Genomic DNA, 11,167 nt, shown 5'->3' on the forward strand with positions numbered 1-11,167 from the left:
AGTGAGAGAACGTTGCGGCAGCAACGGCCCGCAGGGTGAGCCACGTAGTGGCGAGTAATCCTCTATCACCGACCAAATTTAAAACCCTGCTCAACGAGCAGGGTTTTTTGCATTTGAGGCAGAGAGGATTTGTAGGCCTGATAAGCGCAGCGCCATCAGGCAATTAAAGCGCGTGGGGGCCGGTATCGCCGGCCTATCTGTGTGGTGCTGGCAGGACGTATTTTGCGTTTTCCCGTCCCTATTTTGACCTTCATTTTATCTGCAAAAATTGTGTACCACTTCCCACTGTTTGTTAACGACTCTGTGACATATTCCATTGTCTTTTTTTATATTTGCTTGAAACTTTTTTTGCGCTACTTATGGCTGAACCTGGCATTTTACGCTGTGCGCTTTAACGTTCGTGGTATTAATCGCTCAGATATGCAGCATTTATTAAGAAATTTTTCACATTTTGCATAAATGTTAATCACTAAATGTTGCTAAATATGAAGATATTTATTCTGGTATAGGCCGCGTAGCACAAATTTCCCTGCTGAAAATGCCCCTCTGCACTTTTTTTAATCTTTGTTTGTGGATTCTCACCGTTGGCGTAAATCACGGTTACCTGTATTGACGTTTTCACATTCTGTTGACAGATTGTAGGGCATGAGGGGCATTTCATGGAGAATCCGCACTGCAACTCAGTCGCTTATGTGAACGGAATCCCCATCCTCTTAACGCCGACCCGGCCGGGTAAAAAACAAAAAAGGCCAGGCGGTGCAAACCCACTGCAAAGGGTAAAACAACAAACATCACATTTGGAGCAGAAGAATGAGTATTTCCTTGAAGAAGTCAGGGATGCTGAAGCTTGGTCTGAGCCTGGTGGCTATGACCTGCGCCGCAAGCGTACAGGCTAAAACTCTGGTTTATTGTTCAGAAGGATCTCCTGAAGGCTTTAACCCACAGCTTTTCACTTCTGGCACAACCTATGATGCCAGTTCAGTACCGATCTATAACCGCCTGGTTGAGTTCAAAACCGGTACCACTGAAGTGATTCCGGGCTTGGCTGATAAGTGGGAAATCAGCGAAGACGGTAAAACCTATACCTTCCATCTGCGTCAGGGTGTGAAGTGGCAGGACAATAAAGAATTTAAACCGACCCGTACTTTCAACGCTGATGACGTTGTTTTCTCCTTCGACCGTCAGAAAAATGCTCAAAACCCGTACCATAAAGTCTCTGGCGGCAGCTACGAATACTTTGAAGGCATGGGTCTGCAAGACCTGATTAGTGAAGTGAAGAAAGTCGACGACAACACGGTTCAGTTCGTGCTGACTCGCCCGGAAGCGCCATTCCTTGCGGATCTGGCGATGGACTTCGCTTCTATTCTTTCCAAAGAATATGCCGATAACATGCTGAAAGCTGGCTCCCCGGAGAAAGTGGATCTGAACCCAATCGGTACCGGTCCGTTCCAGATGCAGCAGTACCAGAAAGACTCGCGCATTCTGTATAAAGCATTTGACGGTTACTGGGGTACTAAGCCGCAGATCGATCGTTTGGTCTTCTCCATCACGCCTGACGCGTCCGTGCGTTACGCCAAGCTGCAGAAGAATGAGTGCCAGGTCATGCCGTACCCGAACCCGGCTGACATCGCGCGTATGAAGCAGGACAAAAACCTCAACCTGCTGGAGCAGGCGGGCCTGAACGTCGGCTACCTCTCTTTCAACACCGAGAAGAAACCATTTGATGATGTGAAAGTGCGTCAGGCGCTGACTTACGCAGTGAACAAAGAAGCGATCATTAAAGCGGTTTATCAGGGCGCTGGCGTTGCCGCGAAGAACCTGATCCCGCCAACCATGTGGGGTTATAACGACGACGTTAAAGACTACAGCTACGATCCGGAAAAAGCCAAGGCGCTGCTGAAAGAAGCGGGTCAGGATAAAGGCTTTACCGTTGAGCTGTGGGCAATGCCGGTACAACGTCCGTACAACCCGAACGCTCGCCGTATGGCTGAGATGATTCAGGCTGACTGGGCGAAGATTGGCGTACAGGCCAAAATCGTAACCTACGAGTGGGGCGAGTACCTCAAGCGTGCTAAAGCAGGCGAGCACCAGGCCGTTATGATGGGCTGGACTGGTGACAATGGGGATCCGGATAACTTCTTCGCTACCCTGTTTAGCTGTGCGGCGGCGAAAGATGGCTCCAACTACTCCCGCTGGTGCTACAAGCCGTTTGAAGACCTGATTCAACCGGCACGCGCGACCGACGACCACAACAAGCGTATTGAACTCTACAAACAAGCTCAGGTAGTGATGCATGACCAGGCGCCTGCGCTGATCATTGCTCACTCCACCGTGTATGAGCCAGTGCGTAAAGAAGTCAAAGGCTATGTGGTTGATCCATTAGGCAAACACCACTTCGAAAATGTCTCTATCGAATAATTAAAACTCAGGGGTGTTCATGCACCCCATGCCTGGCGGCGCTACGCTTGCGCAGGCCTACGAGAGTAGGCCGGATAAGCGTAGCGCCATCCGGCGTAGTGCTTTACCCACAGTTGTTTATGCGTGGGATAAGATTTGTGAGCAATACAGATTCACGGTTCCAGGCCGTGCGTCATTAGAGAGAATCCGGGTTATGTTGCAGTTCATTCTCCGACGTTTGGGACTCGTCATCCCTACGTTTATCGGTATCACTCTTCTCACCTTTGCTTTCGTCCATATGATCCCCGGCGATCCGGTAATGATCATGGCGGGTGAGCGTGGGATCTCCCCTGAGCGTCATGCTCAACTGCTGGCTGAACTCGGTCTGGATAAACCGATGTGGCAGCAGTACCTCCATTATATTTGGGGGGTTATGCATGGTGACTTAGGCATTTCGTTAAAAAGCCGCTTACCAGTGTGGGAAGAGTTCGTGCCGCGCTTTAAAGCGACACTGGAACTCGGCGTCTGCGCCATGATGTTTGCCACTGCAGTAGGCATTCCGGTCGGCGTACTTGCTGCGGTTAAGCGTGGCTCCATTTTCGATCACACCGCTGTGGGTCTGGCGCTGACCGGCTACTCCATGCCTATCTTTTGGTGGGGCATGATGCTGATCATGCTGGTTTCCGTGCAGTGGAACCTGACGCCGGTTTCCGGGCGGGTGAGCGATATGGTGTTCCTTGATGATTCCAACCCGCTGACCGGCTTTATGCTGATCGATACCGCCATCTGGGGTGAGGAGGGCAACTTCATTGATGCCGTGGCGCATATGATCCTGCCCGCGATGGTGCTGGGCACCATTCCACTGGCGGTGATTGTGCGTATGACCCGTTCGTCAATGTTGGAAGTGCTGGGCGAAGATTACATTCGTACCGCGCGCGCCAAAGGGCTGACACGGATGCGTGTGATCGTCATTCATGCTCTGCGCAACGCCATGCTGCCCGTGGTGACCGTTATCGGTCTGCAGGTTGGTACGCTGCTGGCAGGGGCTATTCTGACCGAAACCATTTTCTCGTGGCCGGGTCTGGGGCGCTGGCTGATTGATGCGCTGCAACGCCGTGATTATCCGGTAGTGCAGGGTGGTGTATTACTGGTAGCGACGATGATTATTCTCGTCAACCTGCTGGTAGACCTGCTGTACGGCGTGGTGAACCCGCGTATTCGGCATAAGAAGTAAGGGGCCATCATGTCACAGGTTACTGAAAATAAAGTTATTGCTGCACCGGTGCCGATGACCCCGTTGCAGGAGTTCTGGCACTATTTTAAACGCAACAAAGGTGCGGTTGTTGGCCTCGTTTATGTGGTCATCGTGCTGTTTATTGCCATTTTCGCCAACTGGATTGCGCCCTATAACCCGGCGGAACAGTTTCGCGATACGCTGCTGGCACCTCCTGCGTGGCAGGAAGGGGGCTCGTGGGCGCATCTGTTCGGTACTGACGACGTGGGACGCGATGTGTTATCGCGCTTGATGTATGGTGCACGATTGTCGCTGCTGGTCGGCTGTCTGGTGGTGGTGCTGTCGCTGGTGATGGGGGTTATCCTCGGCCTGGTGGCCGGTTATTTCGGCGGTATTGTTGATAACATCATCATGCGTGTGGTCGATATCATGCTGGCGCTGCCGAGTCTGTTGCTGGCTCTGGTGTTGGTCGCCGTATTTGGCCCGTCGATTGGTAACGCTGCGCTGGCGCTGACGTTCGTGGCACTGCCGCACTATGTGCGTCTGACCCGCGCGGCCGTGCTGGTGGAAGTGAACCGTGACTACGTCACCGCATCTCGCGTGGCGGGGGCCGGGGCGATGCGCCAGATGTTCGTCAACATTCTTCCTAACTGTCTTGCGCCGCTGATTGTTCAGGCGTCGCTTGGCTTCTCTAACGCCATTCTCGATATGGCCGCGCTTGGCTTCCTGGGTATGGGTGCGCAGCCGCCAACACCGGAGTGGGGCACCATGCTCTCTGATGTGTTGCAGTTCGCGCAAAGTGCCTGGTGGGTCGTGACCTTCCCGGGTCTGGCGATCCTGCTGACGGTGCTGGCATTTAACCTGATGGGTGACGGTCTGCGTGACGCGCTCGATCCCAAACTGAAGCAGTAAGAGGCTCGAGATGGCGTTATTAAATGTAGACAAATTATCTGTACATTTCGGCGACGTTGGCGCCGAATTCCGAGCCGTAGACCGCATCAGCTACAGTGTGAATCAGGGCGAAGTGGTGGGGATTGTCGGGGAATCTGGCTCTGGTAAGTCTGTCAGTTCACTGGCGATTATGGGGTTGATTGACTACCCTGGCCGCGTGATGGCGGAAAGCCTGGAGTTTAATGGCCGTGACCTGAAACGCATCTCTGAGAAAGAGCGTCGGCAGCTGGTGGGTGCCGAAGTGGCGATGATCTTCCAGGACCCAATGACCAGCCTCAACCCGTGCTATACCGTCGGCTACCAGATTATGGAAGCCATTAAGGTGCATCAGGGCGGCAACAAGAAAACCCGCATTCAGCGGGCAATTGACCTGCTGACGCAGGTGGGTATTCCCGACCCGGCCTCACGCCTCGATGTGTATCCGCACCAGCTGTCCGGCGGGATGAGCCAGCGCGTGATGATCGCCATGGCGATAGCCTGTCGTCCGAAGCTGTTGATTGCCGATGAACCGACAACTGCGCTGGATGTGACTATTCAGGCGCAGATCATCGAACTGCTGCTGGAGCTACAGCAGAAAGAAAATATGGCGTTGGTGTTGATTACGCATGACCTGGCTTTGGTGGCGGAAGCAGCACACAAAATTATCGTGATGTATGCTGGTCAGGTAGTGGAAACCGGGGCCGCGCATGATATTTTCCGCGCGCCTCGCCATCCGTACACCCAGGCATTGTTGCGCGCGTTGCCGGAGTTTGCGCAGGATAAAGCGCGTCTGGCCTCGTTGCCGGGCGTGGTGCCGGGTAAATACGACCGTCCGAACGGTTGTCTGTTGAACCCGCGCTGCCCGTATGCCACAGATACATGCCGTAGCGTGGAACCTGAGCTGAACATTCTGGGCAATGGTCGCCAGTCGAAATGCCACTACCCACTTGATGATGCCGGGAGGCCCACACTATGAGTACGCATGAGGCCACCACGCAACAGCCTCTGTTGCTGGCCACCGATCTGAAAAAATACTATCCGGTGAAGAAAGGGCTATTCGCTCCGGAACGTCTAGTGAAAGCACTGGATGGCGTCTCGTTTACCCTTGAGCGTGGCAAAACGCTGGCAGTAGTGGGTGAATCTGGCTGCGGCAAGTCAACGCTGGGCCGCCTGCTGACGATGATTGAAACCCCTACCGGCGGTGAGCTGTATTATCAGGGGCAGGACTTGCTCAAGCATGACCCGCAGGCGCAGAAGCTGCGTCGGCAAAAAATCCAGATTGTGTTCCAGAACCCGTACGGTTCGCTGAACCCGCGTAAGAAAGTGGGGCAGATTCTGGAGGAGCCGTTGCAGATCAACACCAGCTTAAGCAAAGAGCAGCGACGTGAAAAAGCGCTGGCGATGATGGCGAAAGTCGGCCTGAAAACCGAGCACTACGATCGCTATCCGCACATGTTCTCCGGCGGCCAACGTCAGCGTATTGCCATCGCCCGCGGTCTGATGCTCGACCCGGACGTGGTGATTGCCGACGAACCGGTCTCCGCGCTGGACGTTTCCGTGCGTGCACAGGTGCTGAACCTGATGATGGATCTGCAGCAGGATCTGGGTCTGTCCTATGTCTTTATCTCCCACGACCTGTCGGTGGTGGAACATATTGCCGATGAAGTGATGGTGATGTATTTAGGTCGCTGCGTGGAGAAAGGCACCAAAGATCAGATCTTCAACAATCCGCGTCATCCGTACACCCAGGCGCTGCTCTCCGCGACGCCGCGTCTGAACCCGGACGACCGTCGTGAGCGTATCAAGCTGACCGGCGAGCTGCCAAGCCCGCTGAATCCGCCGCCGGGCTGCGCGTTCAACGCCCGCTGCCGTCGTCGCTTTGGTCCTTGTACCCAGCTACAGCCACAGCTTAAAGATTACGGCGGTCAGTTGGTGGCGTGCTTTGCCGTAGATCAGGATGAGAATCCGCAGCAATAAGCGTGGGTTATGACCCAATAACCGGAGCCTTGTGCTCCGTTTTTTTTATATTTCGTTTTTACTTCCACAATGTGAGTCCATTGGCAGAACATTATTCCACAGCGTCTAGAATGTAGTCAGATTATTGAGCGTCACAGAAATATCTACTTCGCAGTTGCTAACTACCTGGAGCAAATGTGGTCACGATACGCTGGGATATTAAAACAATTGATCGCTTGTCTATGGTTGAGGATGTCCTGAAGGAGTTTTCCTGCTGTGATATCAATATCATCTCAATGAAAGTGACGGCTGGCCGGATCCTGATTAAATCCTGGTGCCGTCAGTTGCAGGATATTTCCTGTGTACAATCCTGCTTAAGCCAGCGAGCCGATATTATTAACGTCGCTTACCTTTGCGAAGAGATAAGCGAACTGTCGATGCCTGAACCAGAACGTCCACGCTATTTTTCGGACATTATTTGTAGCAGCCAGAGCATGCAGGCACTGATTGAAAAGGCGATTAGAATTGCGGACAGCAAATATACCGTCCTGATCCGTGGCGAAACCGGGACCGGTAAAGAACTGTTAGCCCGGGCAATCCATAATTCTGGCCAGCGCAGCTTTTATCCCTTTATTCCGGTTAACTGCTCCGCATTACCCGAGTCGCTGATGGAAAGTGAATTTTTCGGCTATGAAAAAGGGGCTTTCAGTGGTGCGGACGGTAAAGGTAAAAAAGGGCTGTTTGAAATGGCCGATAAAGGTACCCTTTTTCTGGATGAATTTGGCGAGATGCCGCTGAATTTACAGGCCAAATTATTGCGTGTACTTCAGGATGGTGGGATTCGCCGCGTGGGTGGGGCGCAGATTATTCCGGTTAACGTGCGTATTATTGTGGCAACCAACGCCAATCTGGAAGATATGGTCGAGCAACGCCTGCTGCGCGCCGACCTCTATTATCGAATTAACGTACTCTCCCTTACTATTCCTCCGTTACGGGAACGTCCGCAGGACCTCAGCCTGTTGATCCGCCACTTTGTGCAGAAATACGCGAAAGAATTTCAGCGCCGGTTAATCCTGGATAAAGCCTGCTTTGATGCTATGCATCATCACGGCTGGCCGGGGAACGTGCGCGAATTGGAAAACACCATCATTCGTCTGATGTTGATGGCAGAATCTGATGTGATTACCCGAGAAGATTTGGGAATAGTGGAGATGTCGTCAGGTAAACAGATTCATGCCGAGCGACCTTTTAAACAGCAGGTTCAGTGCGCTGAGCGTCAGTTGATTGAACAGATGGTAGAAGAGAATGTCTCGTCGCGGCATATTGCCAAAGCGCTGGGCGTATCGCATACAACGGTGCTGAATAAAATTCGTAGTTATCAGCTGGAGAGTGTGAATTAAGCGCCGTCAGGGGTGTGACGGCGCTGTCATCGGGTTATTCAATCCGTTACTCAATCAGCTTCAACAACGGTGACAGGCACAGCAAAATTCCGTACAGCAGGATAAGCCATGTTTTTACTCCGCGCAGTTTTTCTAGCTGTGCGACTTTATAAATCAGGAAGAACGGAATAATGCACGAGACGATACCGTAAAGTGGGCTTCCTAACTGGAAGAACACCAGCACTGATACGCGGAATGATACCCAAATCACCAATGTGGTCACGATAAAGGCGCAAATTCCCAGCGTCAGCACCAGTGGGTTAATTTTCTCAACGTTGATCACACGACCCATTACGTTAAGAATAATACCCTTCATGGCCTCGTGGAATCCCAGATAAATACCGAAAAATGCCGTCAGTACGGCAAAAATATTCAACACTGTGGAAGTGATATGAATAATTTGCCCCGGGATCACCTGAGCTGCCAGTGCCAGCGCGGAAATATTTTGTTCGAAGGCTGATACCGCTTCTTCATGGCTAATGGAGAAGGTAAAGGAAAATGAGAAGAACAGGATCACCGCAATCAACGTAATATAACTGATGCGGTGGGTGCGAATGACCATACGTGTTGCTAATACCCGGTCTGATACTCGTTTGCGGTAGGCGATATTCATAGGATTCAGCACCTGAATAAACACCGCCGAGAAAAAACAGAACGGGATGGTTAGCAAGACATCGCGGAAGAAGACCCCCGCCTCAGGAAATGCGCTGATATTGCTGAAGTTCCAATGGGGAACCATCGCAAAGCCAAACACGATGATGATACCCACTTTTACCACCACCATCGGGCCGGAGATTTTGAATAGCAGCTTTTCCCCGCCGGAGGCAATGGCAACCAGCACCGCAAAGATCGCGACTTTGTAGATGATCGACTGTGAAAGGTCGGTATCGGTGAGCCCGAAGGTTTTGATATAGGACGCACTGTCAAAAACAACGGATAATGAATAGATAAATATTCCGTGGATAATCATCAGGAAATAGATGACGCCGAGAAATACGCCCCAGTTCTTTCCTAAGTAGTGACTAATAATATCGGTATAGTCATTACAAGTTTCACTTTCAGAGAGCGTTTTTAAATAAATATCCTGCACAATATAGGTGGCGGGATAGGCAATAATAAAGGCGACAATAAATACCCAAATACCGGTTAAGCCAATTTGTACTGGCATCAGCACTGTTCCGGCGCCAATCGCCATGCCGATGCAGAGTAATACCCAGCCAAAATCGTATTTTGTAAAAGGTAGCTTTGTTGAGAAGGATGCGGCGGTTGCTGTAGTGTTGCTTAATTGTAATGTGTTGTCCTGCATAGAACCCCCTGCCGAAAATACGCGCTTTTCCCGGGAAAGGAATTACGCGTATAGCCAGGCTGTTGTACCTTGATTCTCAACGGCCTGAGCCGATCTGCGTCGGTTCAGGCCGTAATAGTCAGAATGTTGCCTTTCTGATGGAGTGTTCAAGGTCGTTAATAATATCTTCTGGATCTTCAAGACCAACAGAAAGACGGATAAGTCCGTCGGTAATACCTGCTTTGAGCCGTTCCTCTGGCGCAACGGGCGAATGTGTCATAGACGCTGGGTGCTGAATGAGGGTTTCGGTATCACCGAGACTGACCGCGAGGAGGCACAATTCTACAGAATTGATCATCCGTCTGCCAGCCTCGAGGCCGCCGGCGATTTCGAAGCTGATAATTCCACCCGGTAGGCTCATCTGGCGTTTACCCAGCTCATACTGCGGGTGTGAAGGCAGGCCAGGGTAATACACGCGGGTAATGGCCGGATGTCCTTCCAGGAAACGAGCAATTTTTAACGCGTTTTCACAGTGGCGCTCCATACGGACGCCCAGCGTTTTAACGCCGCGCAGCGTCAGCCAGGCGTTGAACGGACTCATGCAGCCGCCGGTGATATCTTTCAGCCCGACGAATCGTGCCTGGTCGATAAATTCCTGCTTGCCAACAATCACACCGCCAATTACGTCCCCGTGACCATTGATGTATTTGGTCACGCTGTGTACCACGATGTCGGCACCCAACAGCAGAGGTTGCTGGCAGTAGGGTGACATAAAGGTGTTATCCACGACCAGCAATGCGCCCTGTTGATGGGCGATCCCGGCGACCGTTTCAATATCAACCAGCGAGAGCGTTGGGTTCGCTGGCGTTTCGATATATACCACTTTGGTTTCCGGGCGCATGGCCGCGCGGATTTCTTCCGGCTTGGCGGCGTCAACAAAGCTGACGTTAATGCCGAACTTCGGCAAGCTGTGTGACAGGAAAGCGTGAGTACAGCCATAAATGGCGCTGGCGGAAACGATATGGTCGCCCTGCTGGCACAGGGTCAGCAACGAGGTGGTGATGGCTGAAATACCGGATGCAGTTGCCAGCGCAGCGTCGCCTTTTTCCAGCACCGCCAGCTTTTTCTCCAGCGCGTCGGTGGTGGGGTTTCCCAGACGGGTATAGATGTAGCCGGGTTCTTCAAGCGCAAAGCGGGCGGCGCCCTGTTCAGCACTGTCAAAAACGAAGGTTGACGTCTGGAAAATAGGCGTACTGAGCGCGCCAGTGGAAGGGTCGGGCTGTTGGCCCGCATGAACGATCTGGGTATTGAATCCGTAAGCACGACAGTCAGACATGATATCTCCTTTAATTCGGATCAGAACAGCTCACACTCAAATAGCAATAGCTGTGCCAGAAAATTAAGGTTTAAATATCAATGAATTAGATTGTTTTTGTTTCAGGGGGGCGTCAGAAAAGTTGCCAGCTGGCAAAAAACTTTCCAGCGGTTAGCGGATTTATTAAGCCTTAATTGCGAGGCCTTACGCAGACTGGATTATGCTGGGGTGATGGGGTGGATGTGTTGCCGTAGAATCAAAAACAAGCCGGGATGACCCGGTGAGGCGCAATGTTGCGGGGGCTTGATCCCCGGCGGCATCGGTTGCTGGAAAGAGAAAACCCCCGCACGTTGTTCGGTAAAAACCTGGCAACAAAACGGGGGCTAACTTGAACCTCAACAACTCAAGAATAGCCGTGAACAGTTGCCATTGCAACACAGGCGGCTATATGACGCTCGCACAGTTAGGCGTGGCTTTCTGGCACGATTTAGCGGCTCCAATCATCGCTGGCACTATTGCCAGCCTGATTGTGGGCTGGTTGCGTAACAGGAAGTAATGCGCTTTGTGGGTGTTTGGCTGCTGTGATGGCAACATGCGCCCGAACCGGGCCG

General features: G+C 52.1%; 10 protein-coding genes and 1 other RNA gene. 9 read left to right on the forward strand and 2 right to left on the reverse strand.

The features are described 5' to 3' along the window. The 8 genes from IMQ48_RS03470 to IMQ48_RS03505 form a co-directional block, all read left to right on the forward strand. A non-coding RNA gene (locus IMQ48_RS03470) (RtT sRNA) lies at nt 1-75 on the forward strand; the annotation flags it as partial. A gap of 584 nt (nt 76-659) precedes the next feature. Next, a complete protein-coding gene (locus IMQ48_RS03475; RefSeq protein WP_137398959.1) occupies nt 660-896 on the forward strand; it encodes a hypothetical protein in 237 nt (78 codons plus the stop codon). Further along, nucleotides 811-2,418, forward strand: a complete 1,608-nt coding sequence (dppA, locus tag IMQ48_RS03480; protein ID WP_196207923.1) for a dipeptide ABC transporter periplasmic-binding protein DppA — start codon at nt 811-813, stop codon at nt 2,416-2,418. Before IMQ48_RS03475 ends, dppA begins: the two co-directional genes overlap by 86 nt. 193 nt (nt 2,419-2,611) lie before the next feature. Beyond that, nucleotides 2,612-3,631 (forward strand): dipeptide ABC transporter permease DppB, encoded by a 1,020-nt coding sequence (gene dppB / locus IMQ48_RS03485; protein ID WP_096759162.1) that lies wholly within the window; start codon nt 2,612-2,614, stop codon nt 3,629-3,631. Between the two features lie 9 nt (nt 3,632-3,640). Continuing rightward, nucleotides 3,641-4,543 (forward strand): dipeptide ABC transporter permease DppC, encoded by a 903-nt coding sequence (dppC, locus tag IMQ48_RS03490; protein ID WP_096759163.1) that lies wholly within the window; start codon nt 3,641-3,643, stop codon nt 4,541-4,543. Nucleotides 4,544-4,553: 10 nt separating this feature from the next. Then, the gene (gene dppD, locus IMQ48_RS03495; protein ID WP_196207924.1) at nt 4,554-5,537 is read left to right on the forward strand and encodes a dipeptide ABC transporter ATP-binding protein; all 984 of its coding nucleotides are present in this window, start codon (nt 4,554-4,556) and stop codon (nt 5,535-5,537) included. After that, nucleotides 5,534-6,538: a dipeptide ABC transporter ATP-binding subunit DppF gene (gene dppF, locus IMQ48_RS03500; protein WP_196207925.1), complete on the forward strand. Its 1,005-nt coding sequence runs from the start codon at nt 5,534-5,536 to the stop codon at nt 6,536-6,538. The genes dppD and dppF overlap by 4 nt, the downstream gene beginning before the upstream one ends. A gap of 176 nt (nt 6,539-6,714) precedes the next feature. Next, nucleotides 6,715-7,917: a sigma 54-interacting transcriptional regulator gene (locus tag IMQ48_RS03505; protein WP_196207926.1), complete on the forward strand. Its 1,203-nt coding sequence runs from the start codon at nt 6,715-6,717 to the stop codon at nt 7,915-7,917. 46 nt (nt 7,918-7,963) lie between these two features. Here IMQ48_RS03505 and IMQ48_RS03510 read toward each other — a convergent pair whose 3' ends face one another. Together IMQ48_RS03510 and megL are read right to left on the reverse strand one after the other, a co-directional pair. Beyond that, the gene (locus tag IMQ48_RS03510) at nt 7,964-9,262 is read right to left on the reverse strand and encodes an amino acid permease (RefSeq protein WP_196207927.1); all 1,299 of its coding nucleotides are present in this window, start codon (nt 9,260-9,262) and stop codon (nt 7,964-7,966) included. Between the two features lie 118 nt (nt 9,263-9,380). After that, a complete protein-coding gene (gene megL / locus IMQ48_RS03515) occupies nt 9,381-10,577 on the reverse strand; it encodes a methionine gamma-lyase (RefSeq protein ID WP_196207928.1) in 1,197 nt (398 codons plus the stop codon). 427 nt (nt 10,578-11,004) lie between these two features. On the opposite strand from megL, the gene IMQ48_RS03520 reads away from it, so the two are divergent. Then, nucleotides 11,005-11,112 (forward strand): type I toxin-antitoxin system toxin Ldr family protein, encoded by a 108-nt coding sequence (locus IMQ48_RS03520; RefSeq protein ID WP_196207929.1) that lies wholly within the window; start codon nt 11,005-11,007, stop codon nt 11,110-11,112. Nucleotides 11,113-11,167 lie beyond the last annotated feature (55 nt).

This window comes from Citrobacter sp. Res13-Sevr-PEB04-36, from assembly GCF_015672735.1.
In the GTDB taxonomy this organism is placed as follows: Bacteria; Pseudomonadota; Gammaproteobacteria; order Enterobacterales; family Enterobacteriaceae; genus Citrobacter.

Excerpts from the sequence above, each read along its gene's own strand:
- IMQ48_RS03520 (WP_196207929.1), top strand. The coding sequence starts at position 11,005 with ATGACGCTCGCACAGTTAGGCGTGGCTTTCTGGCACGATTTAGCGGCT.
- dppF (WP_196207925.1), top strand. The coding sequence starts at position 5,534 with ATGAGTACGCATGAGGCCACCACGCAACAGCCTCTGTTGCTGGCCACC.
- dppC (WP_096759163.1), top strand. The coding sequence starts at position 3,641 with ATGTCACAGGTTACTGAAAATAAAGTTATTGCTGCACCGGTGCCGATG.
- IMQ48_RS03510 (WP_196207927.1), bottom strand. The coding sequence starts at position 9,262 with ATGCAGGACAACACATTACAATTAAGCAACACTACAGCAACCGCCGCA.
- megL (WP_196207928.1), bottom strand. The coding sequence starts at position 10,577 with ATGTCTGACTGTCGTGCTTACGGATTCAATACCCAGATCGTTCATGCG.
- IMQ48_RS03475 (WP_137398959.1), top strand. The coding sequence starts at position 660 with ATGGAGAATCCGCACTGCAACTCAGTCGCTTATGTGAACGGAATCCCC.
- dppB (WP_096759162.1), top strand. The coding sequence starts at position 2,612 with ATGTTGCAGTTCATTCTCCGACGTTTGGGACTCGTCATCCCTACGTTT.
- dppD (WP_196207924.1), top strand. The coding sequence starts at position 4,554 with ATGGCGTTATTAAATGTAGACAAATTATCTGTACATTTCGGCGACGTT.
- dppA (WP_196207923.1), top strand. The coding sequence starts at position 811 with ATGAGTATTTCCTTGAAGAAGTCAGGGATGCTGAAGCTTGGTCTGAGC.